Origin of the sequence: Arthrobacter wenxiniae (genome assembly GCF_013376105.1) — a bacterium.
In the GTDB taxonomy this organism is placed as follows: domain Bacteria; phylum Actinomycetota; class Actinomycetes; order Actinomycetales; family Micrococcaceae; genus Specibacter; species Specibacter wenxiniae.
On sequence record NZ_JAAMFM010000009.1, the window covers coordinates 1 to 16,410 of the forward strand.

At 67.4% G+C, this 16,410-nt stretch carries 15 protein-coding genes and 1 pseudogene; 7 read left to right on the forward strand and 9 right to left on the reverse strand.

Annotated features, from left to right (window positions below):
• Positions 1 to 82: 82 nt before the first annotated feature.
• Entirely contained in the window at positions 83 to 1,282 is a 1,200-nt protein-coding gene (gene glgA, locus G6034_RS08015) for a glycogen synthase (RefSeq protein WP_343037992.1), read from the reverse strand.
• Positions 1,283 to 1,385: 103 nt separating this feature from the next.
• On the opposite strand from glgA, the pseudogene glgC reads away from it, so the two are divergent.
• The 4 genes and pseudogenes from glgC to pepN form a co-directional block, all read left to right on the forward strand.
• A pseudogene (gene glgC / locus G6034_RS08020) lies at positions 1,386 to 2,709 on the forward strand (glucose-1-phosphate adenylyltransferase); the annotation flags it as partial.
• Between the two features lie 226 nt (positions 2,710 to 2,935).
• Positions 2,936 to 4,375 (forward strand): SDR family NAD(P)-dependent oxidoreductase, encoded by a 1,440-nt coding sequence (locus G6034_RS08025; protein WP_176634590.1) that lies wholly within the window; start codon positions 2,936 to 2,938, stop codon positions 4,373 to 4,375.
• On the forward strand, positions 4,369 to 5,433 hold the full coding sequence (locus tag G6034_RS08030) for a putative sulfate exporter family transporter (protein ID WP_176634591.1): 1,065 nt from the start codon (positions 4,369 to 4,371) through the stop codon (positions 5,431 to 5,433). Before G6034_RS08025 ends, G6034_RS08030 begins: the two co-directional genes overlap by 7 nt.
• A gap of 57 nt (positions 5,434 to 5,490) precedes the next feature.
• Positions 5,491 to 8,166 carry an aminopeptidase N gene (gene pepN / locus G6034_RS08035; RefSeq protein ID WP_176634592.1) on the forward strand — a complete coding sequence of 892 codons (2,676 nt, stop codon included), beginning with the start codon at positions 5,491 to 5,493 and terminating at the stop codon, positions 8,164 to 8,166.
• Here the strand turns inward: pepN and G6034_RS08040 are convergent.
• The 6 genes from G6034_RS08040 to G6034_RS08065 all read right to left on the reverse strand — a co-directional run bounded on the left by G6034_RS08040 (position 8,163) and on the right by G6034_RS08065 (position 12,970).
• On the reverse strand, positions 8,163 to 9,254 hold the full coding sequence (locus G6034_RS08040) for an SLAC1 family transporter (RefSeq protein WP_176634593.1): 1,092 nt from the start codon (positions 9,252 to 9,254) through the stop codon (positions 8,163 to 8,165). The genes pepN and G6034_RS08040 overlap by 4 nt on opposite strands.
• A complete protein-coding gene (gene lplAB / locus G6034_RS08045) occupies positions 9,251 to 10,312 on the reverse strand; it encodes a lipoate-protein ligase LplAB (protein ID WP_176634594.1) in 1,062 nt (353 codons plus the stop codon). Before lplAB ends, G6034_RS08040 begins: the two co-directional genes overlap by 4 nt.
• A 162-nt stretch (positions 10,313 to 10,474) precedes the next feature.
• Positions 10,475 to 10,729: a type B 50S ribosomal protein L31 gene (locus G6034_RS08050; protein WP_176634595.1), complete on the reverse strand. Its 255-nt coding sequence runs from the start codon at positions 10,727 to 10,729 to the stop codon at positions 10,475 to 10,477.
• Positions 10,730 to 10,824: 95 nt separating this feature from the next.
• On the reverse strand, positions 10,825 to 11,304 hold the full coding sequence (locus G6034_RS08055; protein ID WP_176634596.1) for a peroxiredoxin: 480 nt from the start codon (positions 11,302 to 11,304) through the stop codon (positions 10,825 to 10,827).
• 9 nt (positions 11,305 to 11,313) lie between these two features.
• Positions 11,314 to 12,132 carry a TrmH family RNA methyltransferase gene (locus G6034_RS08060; protein WP_176634597.1) on the reverse strand — a complete coding sequence of 273 codons (819 nt, stop codon included), beginning with the start codon at positions 12,130 to 12,132 and terminating at the stop codon, positions 11,314 to 11,316.
• Positions 12,133 to 12,184: 52 nt separating this feature from the next.
• A complete protein-coding gene (locus G6034_RS08065; RefSeq protein ID WP_176634598.1) occupies positions 12,185 to 12,970 on the reverse strand; it encodes an ABC transporter ATP-binding protein in 786 nt (261 codons plus the stop codon).
• A 112-nt stretch (positions 12,971 to 13,082) separates the two neighbouring features.
• Here G6034_RS08065 and serB point away from each other — a divergent pair, with 112 nt between their 5' ends.
• Positions 13,083 to 13,988: a phosphoserine phosphatase SerB gene (gene serB / locus G6034_RS08070; RefSeq protein WP_176634599.1), complete on the forward strand. Its 906-nt coding sequence runs from the start codon at positions 13,083 to 13,085 to the stop codon at positions 13,986 to 13,988.
• A 78-nt stretch (positions 13,989 to 14,066) separates the two neighbouring features.
• Here the strand turns inward: serB and G6034_RS08075 are convergent, their stop codons facing one another.
• A complete protein-coding gene (locus G6034_RS08075; protein ID WP_176634600.1) occupies positions 14,067 to 14,807 on the reverse strand; it encodes an SDR family oxidoreductase in 741 nt (246 codons plus the stop codon).
• Between the two features lie 48 nt (positions 14,808 to 14,855).
• Positions 14,856 to 15,590: a beta-ketoacyl-ACP reductase gene (locus G6034_RS08080; RefSeq protein ID WP_176634601.1), complete on the reverse strand. Its 735-nt coding sequence runs from the start codon at positions 15,588 to 15,590 to the stop codon at positions 14,856 to 14,858.
• 122 nt (positions 15,591 to 15,712) lie between these two features.
• On the opposite strand from G6034_RS08080, the gene G6034_RS08085 reads away from it, so the two are divergent.
• A complete protein-coding gene (locus G6034_RS08085) occupies positions 15,713 to 16,177 on the forward strand; it encodes a DUF3099 domain-containing protein (RefSeq protein WP_246295455.1) in 465 nt (154 codons plus the stop codon).
• Complete coding sequence (locus G6034_RS08090) at positions 16,174 to 16,407, forward strand: acetone carboxylase (RefSeq protein ID WP_176634602.1); 234 nt, start codon at positions 16,174 to 16,176, stop codon at positions 16,405 to 16,407. The genes G6034_RS08085 and G6034_RS08090 overlap by 4 nt, the downstream gene beginning before the upstream one ends.
• Positions 16,408 to 16,410: the final 3 nt, after the last annotated feature.

Here is a 16,410-nt window from a genome sequence, read left to right on the forward strand (position 1 = left end):
GCTGACCCTCACCAGCCACTGACCCGCAAACCGGCGGACAACCCCAGACCCGGACAGCCCAGCCACCGGAGAGGGCGTTCAGCTACTTGGGGAGCACGCTGCGGTAGACGCCAAGGGTCTCCTCCACGATCGACTCCCAGGAAAAGTTCTCCTGGGCCCGTGCGCGGCCCTTCTCCCCCATCGTGCGAGCCCGCTCGGGATCGCTGACCACCTCAATAAGTGCAGCGGCAAAGTCAGCCACGAATTTGTCCGGATCCAGGGGCGTGCCCGTTCCATCGGTGACTTGTTCCAGCGGCACCAGCAAACCGGTCTCGCCATGGGCCACGACCTCCGGAATGCCGCCTGTCGCACTGGCCACGACGGCGGCGCCACAGGCCATGGCCTCAAGGTTCACAATGCCGAGCGGTTCGTAAATTGAGGGACAGGCAAAGACGGTGGCATGGCTGAGCACCTGGATGAGCTCGTTGCGGGGCAGCATGCGTTCAATGACAATGATCCCGTCGCGCTGGGCCTTTAGCCCGTCGATGAGCGAATTCACTTCGGCGCCCAGCTCCGGGGTGTCGGCGGCGCCGGCACACAGGACCAGCTGCACCTCCGGCGGAAGCGCCGCGGCGGCCTTCAGCAAGTACGGCACGCCCTTTTGGCGCGTGACGCGCCCAACCCACACCACGCTGGGACGGGCGGGGTCGATGCCCAGGTGCCGGACGACGTCGTCCTTCTCATCACGCTGCCAGGAGGACACATCTATGCCATTGTGGATGACCTTGACCTTGTCGGGGTCGACGTCGGGATAGCTGCTCAGAATGTCCTGGCGCATGCCGTCGGACACGGCAATGATGGCCGCGGCGGCCTCATAGGCCGTCTTCTCCACCCACGAGGAAAGCGCGTAACCGCCGCCGAGCTGCTCCGCCTTCCACGGTCGCAGCGGCTCGAGGCTGTGCGCGCTGAGCACGTGCGGAATCCCATGTAACAACGACGCCAAGTGACCCGCCATGTTCGCGTACCACGTGTGCGAGTGCACCAAGTCCGCACCGGCGATGTCCGGGACGATCTGGAGATCGACCCCCAGCGTCTGCATCGCGGCATTGGCGCCCGCGAGCTCTGGAAGGTTCCCGTAGGAGGACACCGTGGCGCCGTGGAAGTCCGGTTCGCGGTCGCCGCCAAACGCGTGGACCCGCAGGTCCACCTTCGCGGCAAGGACACGGCTGAGTTCGGCGACGTGGACGCCGGCACCGCCGTATATTTCCGGGGGAAATTCTTTAGTCACAATATCGATACGCACCATCCCAATGTAGTGTCTTTGAACACGTTGTTCTAGTGTGAAGGTGTTGTACCCGGTCACGGGACGTTATCCATGGCAACAACAAGCTGTCGGAGGTTGGGGAATGCCTGTCAAGAAAGTACTGGCGATCGTATTGGCTGGCGGTGAGGGCAAGCGGTTGATGCCCTTGACGGCAGATCGAGCCAAGCCGGCTGTGCCCTTCGCGGGATTCAGGCTTGTCGATTTTGCGCTGTCAAATTTGGTTAATTCGGGCTACCTGAAGATCGTGGTGCTGACGCAATACAAGTCCCACAGCATGGACCAGCACATCTCCCAGACGTGGCGGATGTCCACGCAACTGGGCAACTATGTGGCCAGCGTCCCGGCGCAGCAGCGTCGCGGCAAGAGCTGGTTCTTGGGTAGCGCCAACGCCATCTACCAGTCAATGAACCTGATAGTCGATGCGGCCCCGGACATTGTGGTGGTGGTGGGCGCCGACCACGTGTACCGCATGGACTTTGAGCAGATGGTGCAAAGCCACATCAAGTCGGGCGCACGGGCCACGGTTGCAGCCGTACGGCAGCCCCTCGCCATGGCAGACCAGTTCGGTGTCATCGAGGTGGACCATTCCTTTGACACCGGCGTCACGGGCGCGCACAAGATCTCGGCCTTCGTGGAAAAGCCCGCCTCCACCCCGGGACTGCCGGACGCGCCGGAACAGTTCCTGGCCTCCATGGGCAACTACGTGTTCGACACGGACGCGCTGGTCGAGGCGTTGGAACAGGACGCGCTCAAGAGTGACACCAAGAACGACATGGGCGGTGACATCATTCCCTACTTCGTGGACCGTGACGAGGCGTTCGTCTACGACTTCACCACCAACGACATCCCGGATGCGACGGACCGGGACCGCAACTACTGGCGCGACGTGGGGACCATCGACTCCTACTACGACGCCCACATGGACCTGATCTCCCCGCTTCCCGTGTTCAACCTCTATAACAGGGCCTGGCCGATCTACACGCGCAACACCACCTCGCCGCCCGCAAAATTTGTCCACGGCGAGCACAACTCCGTAGGAACGGCCCTGGACTCGATCGTAGCCCCCGGCGTGGTGGTCTCAGGCGGGGTCGTGGAAAACTCCGTCCTGTCCAACGACGTGTTTGTCGGCACCGGCTCGCGCGTCATGGATTCAGTGGTCATGGACGGCGTGGTGGTGGGCGCCGGTGCAGTGGTGAAGCGGGCAATCATCGACAAGTTCGTGCGCATCCCGGCCGGGGCGACGGTGGGCGTCAGCCAGGAACTCGACCTGGCGCGGGGCTTCACCGTCACCGATTCCGGGCTGACCATCCTCAGAAAGGGGCAGGTGGTGCCGGCCCCCGACGCCGACGAGCTGGCGCTGGCCAAGGCAGCTGCAGCCGCCCTGCCGGCAGCCGTGGAACTCGCCGTCGCGGAGCACCGGCTGCATCGCCAAACCTTGGACCAGGTGGTGGACAACCAGCTCACGGCCGCGGAGACTGCGGCCGGGCTGGAAGGCCGGCGCGACCTTGGGGCGGGGGGCGATTCCGCCAGCCGCCCTGCCCCGGCCGCGGACGGGCTCACTCCTGCCACCGATGGGAAAGGCCTGCCCGCAGCCGGGTCGGAGGGGGACGTGAAAGCAGCTAAAATTGTGGAGTGAGCGCTGCTGAACTGACCCCTGAAGAAATCCAAAATTGCATTAAGGTTTTGGAAAACATTCACGTTTATGATGAAGAAAATGCGGACTATGTTAACGTCCGCCGGGCCACCGGAAAAATGTTTAAGGCGGTCAAGCGATATCGCCGAAATGTTAAAAGGGATGCCATAAATGATGCCGACAGGGCGGTCATGGCCAAAACGGCCACCGCCGCGCCCGACCGGATTGACGACGAAACACGTGGCAACAAGCTCAAGCCGTCAACCACGGGGAGGGTGGCCGGAACGCTGCAGCGTTCCCGCCCCTGCTACATCTGCAAGCAGCACTACACGCAGGTTGACGCCTTTTACCACCAGCTGTGCCCCGCATGCGCCGCGTTCAACCACTCCAAGCGTGACGCCCGCACCGACCTGAGCGGCAGGAGCGCCCTCTTGACAGGGGGCCGCGCCAAGATCGGGATGTACATTGCCCTGCGCCTGCTCCGCGACGGCGCCCACACCACCATCACCACCCGTTTCCCGAAGGACGCCGCCCGCCGGTTCGCAGCCATGGAGGACAGCGGCGACTGGCTCCACCGCCTGCGCATTGTGGGCATTGACCTGCGCGACCCGGCCCAGGTCATCGCCCTGACGGATTCACTCAACGCGGCCGGCCCCCTGGACATCATCATCAACAATGCCGCCCAGACCGTCCGGCGATCGGGCAATGCCTACAGACCGCTTGTCGACGCCGAACTGGAACCGCTGCCGGACCACTGCCCCATGCCGGAGCTGCTCACCTTTGGGCACGCCCATGACAAACACCCCCTGGCCCTGGCGAGCCAGATCTCCGCGCACCCGCAGCTGGGTGGAGACGAAATTGCCGCATTGGCCCTTTCCATGGGCTCCGCCTCGCTGGAGCGGGTCGCGGCCGGCACCGCCATTGACGCCGGCGGCCTGGTGCCGGACGTGGCCACCGTCAACAGCTGGACGCAGGTGGTGGACCAGGTGGACCCCCTGGAAATGCTCGAGGTGCAGTTGTGCAACGTCACCGCCCCGTTCCTGCTCGTCTCGCGGCTGCGCCCGGCCCTGGCGGCCTCGGCTGCCCGCCGGAAGTACATTGTCAACGTCTCCGCCATGGAGGGCCAGTTCTCCCGCGCCTACAAGGGCCCCGGCCACCCCCACACGAACATGGCCAAGGCCGCCCTGAACATGCTCACCCGCACCAGTGCCCAGGAAATGCTCGACGCCGACGGCATCCTCATGACCGCCGTGGACACCGGGTGGATCACCGACGAACGGCCCCACCACACCAAGATCCGGCTGGCCGAGGAGGGCTTCCACGCGCCCCTTGACCTGGTGGACGGCGCGGCGCGTGTCTATGACCCCATCGTCACCGGCGAGTCCGGGAACGACCAATATGGCGTATTCCTCAAGGACTACAAGCCGAGCCCGTGGTAGGAACCGCCAAGACCGCCAGGGCCACGTGGCGCGGCCGCACCGCGCCCCTGGTCCCGGGCCTCGCCGCCGCCCTGGCGGCCGTCGCCGTTGCCCTGGCAGTCCACGCGGTGGTGCCGCTGCTCCCGGCCATGACCATCGCCGTCGTCCTGGGCATAGCGGCGGTCAACCTGCCCGGGACGGCCGCCCTCTGCGACGGGGCGCTGCGGGCGGGCCTGAACTTTGCCGGCAAACACCTCATGCGCGCGGGCATCGTCTTTTTGGGCCTCAAGCTGAGCCTGGCTGACATTGCCGGGCTGGGGTGGGTGACGGTGGCGCTGGTGGTGGGCGTGGTCCTGCTCAGCTTTGCGGGCACCTATGCGCTCGGAAAGCTGTTCAGGCTCGACGGCGACCTGCCCCTCCTGATTGCCACAGGATTTTCCATTTGCGGCGCGTCGGCCATCGGCGCCATGGCCGCCGTGAGGGGCACCAGGCACGCCGACACCGTGCTGCCGGTGGCGCTGGTGACCCTCTGCGGCACCCTCGCCATTGGTGTGCTGCCGCTGCTGATGAACCCGCTGGGGCTGGACGCACTGCGGTTTGGCCAGTGGGTGGGCGCCAGCGTCCACGACGTGGGCCAGGTGGTGGCCACCGCCCAGACCGCCGGCAGCGTCGCGCTGAGTGCGGCCATCGTCATCAAGCTGACGCGCGTGGTGCTGCTGGCCCCGATCGTGGGCGTGGCGGGGGGACTGGAACGACGCCGGCACGCGCTCCGGGGCGCCGCGCTGCCCGGGGGCCAGGGCGCCGCTGCGGGGAAGTTCCCGCCCGTGGTGCCGCTGTTCGTGATGGGCTTTCTGGCCATGATCCTTCTGCGCACCACCGGCTGGCTCCCGGCGGGAATTGTCGCCGCGGGCTCCACGGCCCAGGACGTCGCCCTGGGCGCGGCCCTCTTCGGCCTTGGCGCATCCGTCCGGGTGCGCCAGCTTTTCAAGACCGGCGCGCGGGCCACGGCCATGGCGCTCTGCTCGTGGGCACTCATCGCCGCACTCGCCTTTGGCGCGGTCCACCTCATGGGGTCCTAGGCCCGGGCCCAAGCGGTCCCCGGCGGCGCCCGCCCTGGTCCGTGGTTGAATGAACTGGTGTCGAATTCCAACTTGAGCCGTGCCGAAGCTGCCACGCGAAAATCACTGATCACCGTCCATTCCTACGACGTCCGGGTGGACATCAGCAATGCCGCCGACCTGGACGATCCAGGGTTCGCCACGCAGAGCACCATCACGTTCAGCGCGCATTCACCGGGAGCGAACACGTTCCTGGACTTCATCGGACAGGGCGTCAATGAGGTGGTGCTCAACGGCCGCGCGCTGGACGTTGGCCAGGTGGTGGATGGCGCCCGCATCACGCTGCCCGCTCTGGCCGCGGAGAACCGGGTCACCGTCAGGGCGACCGCAGCCTACTCCCGCAGCGGCGAGGGCCTGCACCGTTTCCAGGACCCGGCGGACGGCAGGATCTACACGTATACGCAATACGAACCGGCGGACGCCCGCCGCGTCTTTGCCAACTTTGAGCAGCCCGACCTCAAGGCACCGTTTACCTTCCACGTCACAGCCCCCGCCCACTGGGAGGTGGCCTCCAACCAGCCGGTTGCCGGCTATGCCGAAGTGGGGCGCGACGAGCAGGGCCAGGCCGTTTCCGGCTGCTGGGACTTTGCCCCGACGCTGCCCATTTCCACCTACATCACCACCATCCTGGCCGGGCCCTACTTCAAGGTCTCGGACCAGTTCAGCATGGTGTTCGGCCCGGACAGCGCACACGCCGGAACGGCCCTGGCGATTCCCCTGACCGCGTACTGCCGTGCGTCCCTGGCGGACAATTTCGACACGGACCCGATCTTTGCCGTCACCAAGGCCGGCCTGGCCTACTTCAACGAGCTGTTCGACTACCCGTACCCGTTCGGCAAGTACGACCAGGCCTTCGTCCCCGAATACAACCTGGGCGCCATGGAAAATCCGGGGTTGGTGACGTTCACCGAGTCGTACATTCACACCTCGCGCGCCACGGACACCCAATACCAGCAGCGGGCCAACACCATCATGCACGAGATGGCACACATGTGGTTTGGCGACCTCGTGACCATGGGCTGGTGGGACGATCTCTGGCTCAAGGAATCCTTCGCAGACCTGATGGGCCACCTTGCCGTGGCCGACGCCACCGGCTGGGGCGCGAAGTCCTGGACGATGTTCGCCAGCAGGCGCAAGGCCTGGGCCTATGTCCAGGACCAGTTGCCCACGACACACCCGATCGTCGCCGACATCCCGAACCTCGAGGCGGCCAAGCAGAACTTTGACGGCATCACCTATGCCAAGGGCGCGTCCGTGCTCAAGCAGCTGCTGGCCTACGTGGGCAGGGACGCGTTCATGGCGGGCGCGCGAGAGTACTTCCGCGCCCACGAATACTCCAACACCTCGCTGGCCGACCTGCTGGAACCCCTGGGGGCCGCCTCGGGCCGCGACCTGGCACAGTGGGCGGCCAGCTGGCTCCAGACCGCCGGCATCTCCACGCTGACGCCCACGTTAACCGTGGCGGACGGGGCCATCACCTCGTTTTCAATCGCCCAAGCGGCCGTGGATCCCACCACGGGGCTCCCGGCCCTGCGCCCGCACCGCCTGTCCGTGGGCCTGTTCAACTTCGGCACGTCCGCGGACGACGCCGGACGCCTGGTCCGCACCCATTCGGCGGCGGTCGATGTGGCCGGGCCCGTGACGGACGTGGAGGCGCTGGCAGGGCTGCCGGCGCCGGCCCTGATCGTCGTCAACGACCAGGACCTCAGCTACGCAAAGGTCCGGCTGGACCCGGCTTCCCTCCGGACGGCACTTGCCTCACTGGGGTCCGTGGCGGACCCGCTGGCCAGGAGCCTGGTCTGGTCCTCCTTGTGGAACGCCGTCCGCGACGCCGTGCTGCCCGCCGGCAGCTACGTGACTGCGGTGTGCAGGCACGCCGCGGGCGAACCGGACATTGCGCTCCTGCAGACCTTGGCCGACAACGCCCGCTCCGCGGTGGCACACTACTGCGCGCCGGCAGCACGGGGCGGGGTGGAGGCGGAACTCCTGGCCGCCGTCGAACGCCACCTGGACGCGGCCGCACCGGGCAGCGATGAACAGCTGGTGTGGGCCAGGGCCCTTGCCGCGCTCGGGCGCAGCAGCGATTTGCCGACGGCCCGGATCCAGGGACTGCTGGCCGGGGACGCAGTCCCGCAGGAGCTGGCGGTCGACACGGAACTGAGGTGGCTGTTGTGGGAGGCGCTGGCGGCCCGAGGCGCCGCAACCGTGGAGCAGCTCGATGCCGAATTGGCCCGCCACACCACGGCGGAAACGCGGGTTGCGCGGACCACGGCCGGGGCTGCCCGTCCCGACGCCGCGAGCAAGGCCGCTGCGTGGGAGCAGGCGGTGGCCGGGACTTCCCTGACAAACGAACTGCTCAGCGCCACGATCGAGGGCTTCATGGTGGGCGGGCACGAGCTGCTCGATGCCTATGTTGAACCGTATTTCGCGGCGCTGAACACCGTGTGGGTGACGCGCAGCATTGAAATTGCCAGCCGGATTGTGGGCGGGCTGTTCCCGGCACGCCAGGATCTGGAGGACGGGGCGGACCCGCTGGCGCATCCGGTGGTGGTGCGCACCGATGCGTGGCTCGCCGTCAACCCCGACGCGGCGACAGGGCTGCGCAGGATCCTGGTGGAACAGCGCGACCACCTTGTCCGGGCCCTCACGGCCCAGGCCCTGGCGGCGTCGCTGACTGCTGGGGGGCCGGCCTAGTCGGCCACCGGCTCTTTGCGGCGGAGGAATGCCACTGCGGCCGCAGCCATGCCGGCGGCCACCAGGATCCAGGCCGACACGGCGATCCAGTTGGCCCACAGGCCCAGCAGCGCCACCAGCGGCATGCCGTTCTCGTTTCCGAAGTGGTAGGTGGCCACCGCGAACATGCCCAGCGGGAACACGATCGACCACAGTGCGGTGGCATACTTCAACGGTTCGCGCCGGATGATGTGGCGCCACACCCCGAACGCCACCAGCAGCGGCACCCACCACAGGCCGAAGGCCCACAGCAGGTAGCTGAGGCCGCCAACGGTGGGCGCCGCCAGTTCCAGCACAGGCACCCCCGCCGGCAGGTGCAGGATCATGGACCCGGCCAGCACCGTGATGGCGGTGGCGCCCATGAAGATCCAGTTCGTCGGGACAATGCCTCCCCTGTTTTCGCCGCCGGTCAGCAGGCGCAGGATCACCAGGGTGGTCAGGGTGAGGTACAGCATGATGCCGATGCCCCAGAAGGCGACGGCCGCGTCGCTGAGCAGGCGCTTGGTCTGATCGCCGCCTGCCAGAGTGGCCGACGCGACGGACAGCGACTGCGTGGACACGACCCACAGGAACCACGTGCCGTCCACGGGAAGCAGCCGCGGTACCGCGCTCTCCCCCATTTCCGTGCGGAGCATCATGGAGAGCGGAATCCCGTAGGCGAGGAACAGCCACAGCGCAAAGCTGATGATGCCCAGGGTCCAGGTGACGGCCGGATGGCTGCCGTGGAAGCCGGCGCCGACAACGTTCATGGCGGCCACCATGGTCAGGTAGCCGAAGCCGGAGTGCGGGTTGCGGAAGGCGGCCACCGCCGCACTGCGTCCAACGCAGAGCCTGCCTGCCAGCCCCACGGTCAGCAGGACCAGGGCCGCCGCCGCCAGCCAGAGAAGCGCCAGCCCGGCGGCCGCCACCCCCGCGTCGGTGAGTGCCGCGGAGACAATGCCCGTCGCCATGACGAACGCGAAGGCGGCCGGGGGCTGGCTGCGCCACCACACGCGCATAAGGGAAAGCGGCCCGGTCCCGGGGGCCGTCCCGGACGCGGCGCCGCTCACGGGATCCTGTTCAGCCAGGCCGGCGTGCCGAACTTGGTTTCCACCAGCCGGCCGGCGGCGGAAAGTTCCTGCTCCGTCAGCTTCGAGGGAGACGCGTTGTACCGGGCGGCGAACGTCTCCATCATGCGGGCCAGGATTTCAGCCCGCGGGAGGCCTGTCTGCCGCCGCAGCGGGTCGACGCGCTTCTTGGCCGAACGGGTCCCCTTGTCGGAGAGCTTTTCCTGGCCAATGCGCAGCACCTGGACCATCTTGTCGGCGTCGATGTCGTAGCTCATGGTGACGTGGTGGAGCATGCCGCCGTTGCTGAGGCGTTTCTGTGCAGCCCCGCCAATCTTGCCCTGGTCGGTGGCGATGTCATTGAGGGGGACGTAAAACGCCTGCACGCCGATGGACTCCAGGGCCGCCATGACCCAGCTGTCCAGGAACTTGTAGGAATCCTCAAAGGTGAGCCCGTCCACGAGGCTCTGCAGGAGGTACAGCGAATAGGTGATGCAGTTGCCGGCCTCCATGAACATGGCCCCGCCGCCGCTGATCCGGCGCACCACCTGGATGCCGTACTTTTCGACGCCGGCCGGGTCCAGCTCGTTGCGCACCGACTGGAAGCTGCCAATCACCACGGAGGGCTCGTCCCAATCCCAGAAGCGGAGGGTGGGGTTGCGTCGTCCTGCCCCGACTTCCCCGGTGAGCACCTCGTCGAGGGCCACGTTGACGGCCGTGGGCAGGACGGTGGGGGCGATGACGTCCCACTCGTGGTCGAGCCAGCTGCTGGCCTTGGCCAGGGCCCGACGGACGGCGATCGCCACGGCCTGGGCGGAAAAGCCGAAGAGGACGACGCCGTCGGGCAGGGCCGCCGTGATGGCGTCCGCCATCGCCGTGGCCGGGAGTTCCGCCGGGAGGCCGGTGAGGGCCCGGTTGATGTCCGCCAGGGCCTCGTCGGGCTCCAGGAAGAAGTCGCCGCTGACGGAGACGCCGGCCAGCAACCCGTCGGCGACTTCGAGATCAACCACCACCAGCTTTCCGCCGTGGACCTTGTATTCGCCGTGCAGTTCAGAAGCCATGGCTCCATCTTCCCTGCCCGCGGCATCCGCGCGCAAAGTCAGCCGGCAAGCCTTGGCCGCGCCGCCGTCGTGCCCTTAAAGCAGCCGGCCCGCAGCCGCGGTCGAGAATCGCGTCCAAAACGCGATTCTCCACCTGTGCTGCGGGCCAGTTGGAAGAGGCTGCTACTTCTTGCCGAAGCCTGCGAAGCGGGCGTTGAAGCGCTCCACGCGGCCGGCGCTGTCCATGATGCGCTGCTTGCCCGTGTAGAACGGGTGCGACTCGGAGGAGATTTCAACGTCGATGACCGGGTAGGTGTTGCCGTCTTCCCACTCAATGGTCTTGCTCGACGTCGCGGTGGAGCGCGTCAGGAACTTGGTGCCGGAGGCCAGGTCGTTGAAGACGATGGCCTGGTACTTGGGGTGGGTGTTCAACTTCACGGGTGACCTCTAAATGTAATCGCCTGGTTTTTGCCAGACTGATGAATGTTATGGCCGCACGGGCCAGCTACAAACTTTACCGGCTGGGTGCCGAATTATCCAAGCCGGCGCCAATTCCCAGGCGAGGTTGCCAGCGCGGCCAGGGCGTCGTTGGCGTGGACCTCCATGTTGGTCTCGCTGGACACCTGGAAGCGGAGCGTCAGCGACGGGTCCACGATGAACGTGGACCGCTTGGTGGGCAGCGTCCTGGCCAGCAGGTGGCGCCGGACGCCAAAGAGTTCCGTCACCTCTCCCCGCGGGTCGCTCAGGAGCGGGTAGCTGAACCGGTTTGCGGCGGCGAAGGCCAGCTGCCTCTCCGGTGAATCGGTGCTGATGCCCACGATCGCCGCGCCCGCGGCGGCAAATTCCTGCTCCAGGTCGCGGAAGCGGCACGCCTCGCGGGTGCATCCGCCGCTGCCCGCGAGGGGGTAGAAGAAGATCACGAGGGGGCCGTTTGCCGCCAGCGTGGAAAGCCTGCGCGGCGTGCCATGCTGGTCAGGCAGTTCAAAATCCGCAACCACGTCACCAATTTTCATGGTGCCAGCCTACCCGTGCGTCCCGTGTGGGGGCTGCGTGGCGAAGAAGGCAACGGCGCTGGCGGCGGCAACATTGAGCGAGTCGACCCCGGCGTGCATGGGGATCATGACGGCGTGGTCGGCCTCCGCCACGGTTTCCGCGCCGAGCCCGTCCCCCTCGGTGCCGAGGATGAGCGCCAGCTTCCCGTCGTTGCGTGCGGCGAGCTGGCGGATGGTGAGTGAATCGGGCTTCAGGGCGAGGGCCGCCGTCGTAAATCCGGCAGAACGCAGAAGGGACATGTCCTCGGGCCAGGCGGTGAGCCGGGCCCAGGGGACCTGGAAGACGGTGCCCATGCTCACCCGGATGCTGCGCCGGTACAGCGGGTCCCCGCAGCGCGGGCTGACCAGCACGGCGTCCACCCCCAGGGCCGCGGCGGAGCGGAAGATGGCCCCGATGTTGGTGTGGTCCACGATGTCCTCAAGGACGGCCACGCGGCGGGCCCCGGCCAGCAGCGCGGGAAGGTCCACCGGGGCCGGGCGGTGCATGGCTGCCATGGCGCCGCGGTGCAGGTGGAAGCCGGTGATGTCCTCGAGCAAGCGTGCCGTGCCCACAAAGACGGGGACGTCGGGGTGGGCGTCGATGACGTCGGTGAGCTCCGCCAGCCATTTCTCCGCCATGAAGAAGGAGCGAGGACGGTGCCCCGCTTCCAGCGCGCGCCGCAGGACCCGCGAGCTTTCGGCGATGTACATGCCCTCGGCCGGTTCGCGGGTCCTGCGCAGCTGCACGTCGGTCAGCGAGGTGTAGTCGCTGACGCGCGGGTCCGCGGGGTCTGCCAGGTGGATGATCATGCGCCGGTGGTCCCGGTTCCCGGGCGGCCGGGCACTGACGGCGGCCGCACCGCTAGTGGCGTGCGGTCGCGGCATAGCGGCCGCCCGTGCGCGTCACTGTCAGCGGCAGGCCGAAGGTGGCACTGAGGTGTTCCTCGGTCAGCACGGCGTCGATGGGACCCTGGGCGACGATGCCGCCGTCGCGCATCAGCAGGGCGTGCGTGAAGCCCGGCGGGACTTCCTCCAGGTGGTGGGTGACCAGCACGGTGCACGGTGCCAGCGGATCCGCGGCCAGGTCCCCGAGCCGGCGGACCAGGTCCTCGCGGCCGCCCAGGTCGAGGCCGGCGCCGGGCTCGTCCAGCAGCAGCAGTTCCGGGTCGCTCATGAGGGCGCGGGCGATTTGGACGCGCTTGCGCTCCCCCTCGCTGAGGGAGGCGAAGGGGCGGTTCAGGAAGGTGGACATGCCCCAGTCTTCGAGAAGGCGGAAGGCGCGGCGCTCGTCATCGCGCTCGTAGGCCTCGCGCCAGCGGCCGGTGACGCCGTAGGAGGCCGTGACCACCACGTTCAGGACCTTCTCGTGCTCCGGAATCTGGCTCGCCAGCGTGGCCGAGGCCAAGCCGATCCGGGGCCGCAATTCAAAGACGTCCACGGCGCCGAGGACCTCGTCCAGGATGCCCGCCACGCCGCGGGTGGGGTGCATGCGGGCACCGGCGATTTGCAGCAGCGTGCTCTTGCCCGCGCCGTTGGGCCCCAGGACCACCCAGCGCTCACCGTCGGCCACCCGCCAGTCGACCGAATCCAACAATGTTTTGGTGCCGCGGACCACGCTGACACCGGCCAAACCCAAAACTTCACTCATAAACCATGAGCCTAGGGCACGCGGGCCAGCCAGCGCGAACTGCGCACCTGTGCCGAGCCAGGGCACAGCCGGTGTGCGCCGCATGGCGGGCCGGCTTCGATAGAATCGGCCCATGCCCTCCACATTTACCGCGGTCAGCTACGGCGAAACGCTCCCCCAGGAAACCCTGCGCCAAGTCCGGGCCGTGCTGGCCGCCAACGGACTGCGCATCACCGGGGAAACGGCCGAGAGCCACCCCGGCTTCGAATGCGCCACCTTCGCCCTGGCCGCCGGCACCAAGGACACGGGCGACGCCGTCACCAGGCTCCGCGCCGCCCTCGCCGCCGCGCCCATCGCGGGCGTGGACACCGCCGTCGTGCCCGACTCGCTGCGCGGCGCGGAACGGAAGTTCATCATCATGGACGTCGACTCCACGCTGATCCAGCAGGAAGTCATCGAACTGCTGGCCGCCCATGCCGGCACGGAGGCCGAGGTGGCGAAGGTGACAGCGGCCGCCATGCGCGGCGAGCTCGACTTTGCCCAAAGCCTGCACCACCGCGTCGCCACACTGGCGGGGCTGCCGGAAAGCGTGCTGAATGAGGTGGGCGGCAAGATCAAGCTGTCGGTGGGCGCGGAACGCCTGGTGGCGCGGTCCAAGGCCGCCGGGCACGCGGTGGCAGCGGTCTCGGGCGGCTTTTCCCAAATCCTTGCCCCGCTCGCCGCGGAATTGGGGCTGGACTTTGCCCTGGCCAACGACCTTGAAATCGTGGACGGCCACCTGACCGGGCGGGTCCACGGCGCCGTGGTGGACCGTGCAGCCAAGGCGGCGTCCCTGCGCGCCTGGAGCGCCCAGGCCGGAATTGGACAGGGCGCCACCATGGCGATCGGCGACGGCGCCAACGACCTCGACATGATGGCGGCCGCTGCCCTCGGTGTGGCCTTCAACGCGAAGCCGGCCGTGCGGGCCGTCGCGGACGCCCAGATCAACCTGCCGAACCTCGACGTCGCGCTGGCCCTGGCAGGGATCCCCGTCGCGTAGCGGCGCCGCCCTCCGTGCTGCGGGGGCCGGAGCCTTGCTTGCCTACTTTAACCTGCTTGCCTACTTGAACTTGCCGGCCTACTTGAAGTAGTCGGCGCCGCCCACGTATTCGGTGTGGCCGGTCTCGACGTCGGCCGTGGCCATCCTGGCGATCTCCGCGGCAAACTCGGCCACCGAGTAGAGGCGGCCGGCTTCTGTACGGCGCGCCTCGATGGCGCCCGGGTTGGCGCGGTCCAGCAGCGTGGCCGTGACAGTGCCCTCGATCATGTCGCCGGAGACCACCACCAGGGAGATGTCCTCGGCGGCCAGGTTCGGGATCAGGGCGCGCAGGGCGTCCTCGCCCGCACGCTTGCTCCTGGCCACGGGCTCGTACTCGGGCATGGTGGGCACGGTGTGGATGAAGTGTGCCTGGTGGCTGGTGACAAACACCACGCGCGATCCGGGCTTCATGAGGGGCAGGGCGGCGTTGAGCAGGTTGACCTGGGCGTTGCGGTTGAGCTGGAGCGCGTAGTCCTCCGCCATGCCGCTTTCCATGCCGCCGGATGCGTTGAGCACCACCAGGTCCAGCGATCCAAAGTTCTCCATGGCGGCACTGACCAGCGCCTGCACGCCTTCCTGCGTGGTCAGGTCCGCCCCAACGGCCACGGCGCTGCCGCCGGCCTCGGTGATCTGGGCAACCACCTTGTTGGCACGGGGCGCCTTTTGGCGGTAGTTGACCACCACAGCCGCGCCTTCGGCGGCCAGGAACTTCGCCACGTCGGCTCCCACTCCGCGCGAGGACCCCGTCACAATTGCTGTCTTTCCGTCAAGCTTTCCCATAAACATTCCTTCGTTTCTCAAATGGTGCGTTGGCTCGGTGGTGGGGGCCTAGTGGCCCATGCCCAGTCCGCCGTCGACCGGGATCACCGCTCCGCTGATGTAGGCGGCCTCGTCGCTGGCAACCCACCGGACCACGCCGGCCACTTCCTCGGCCGTGGCGAAGCGGCCGGCCGGGATGGTGGAGAGGTACTGCTTTTGGGTCTCCTCCGGCAGGGCCGCCGTCATGTCGGTGCTGATGAAGCCGGGCGCCACCACGTTGGCCGTGATCCCGCGTGAACCCAGTTCCCGGGTCAGCGAGCGGGCGATGCCCACCAGGCCCGCCTTTGACGCGGCATAGTTGACCTGCCCCGGGGAGCCGTACAGGCCCACCACGGAGGAGATCAGCACGATGCGGCCCCTGCGCAGGCGGATCATGCCCTTGGAGGCGCGCTTGATGACGCGGAACGCGCCGGTCAGGTTCGTGTCCACCACGGAGGTGAAGTCCTCTTCGCTCATGCGCAGCAGCAGCGTGTCCTTGGTGATCCCGGCATTGGCCACCAGCACCTCGACGGGCCCGTGGGCCGCTTCGACCTCCGCAAAGGCCGCGTCAATGGATGCGGCGTCCGTCACGTCGGCCCGCACGCCCAGAATGCCGTCGGGAAGAACGGAGGCGCTCCTGAACGTGACGGCCACCTTGTCTCCGTTGGCAAGGAACGCCTGCGCGATGGCCAGTCCGATCCCCCGGTTTCCACCGGTGACCAGGACACTGCGGCCCTGGCCGGGTGCACTTGCTGGTGCAGTCATGTATTCCTCCAAGATTTTCGACTCGGATTGAATCCTACGGTGAAAGCCGCGGGCCCACACACTTTGGGCTTTTTGGTTGTGCACAGCGGCGGTGAGAGAATGAAAACGTCCCTTGGAGTGTGATGAAAGACCAAACAGCCATGCCGTCCTTCGGCGAACCGCACCGGAAATTGTACCGGCACGGCGCCGCCGTTCCCGAGGTCCAGTCCATCACCAATGCGCAAGAGGCCCACAGCCAGGAGATGCACGGGCGGCTTGTGAAGTATTCCATCGCCATGGGCATCCGCATGGCGTGCATCGTGTTGATCTTCGTCGTTGACGGCTGGTTCAAGCTGGTGCCGATGGTGGGCGCCGTGATCCTGCCGTGGATTGCCGTGGTCATTGCCAACGGCGGCGCGGACACCACCCACCAGGAAAACGCCAGCCTCCTGGACCAGGCTCCCCTGTATGAACTCACCGGCGACCCGGACGACGACGCGTCCCCCGTGGTGCTCGAAGGCGAACTGGTCGACGACGACGATGCGCCGGACAAAGCGGACGGCGGCACTGGGCCGGACGAGCTCGGGCCGGAAGGGAAGCAGCAGTGAACCTGTTGGGCATCTCAGGCCCGGAACCGGCCGAGGCCATCTGCTCCCGCAAGGGCTGCCGGAACAGGGCCACCACCCAGTTGTTGTGGAACAACCCCAAAATCCACACGCCCGAGCGCCGCAAGATCTGGCTTGCCTGCGATGAACACGCGGCGTGGCTGGAAGACTACCTGCGGGGCCGGTCGCTGTGGAAGGAAACCCTGCCCATGACATCCGAGGGGCGCGCCTGATCC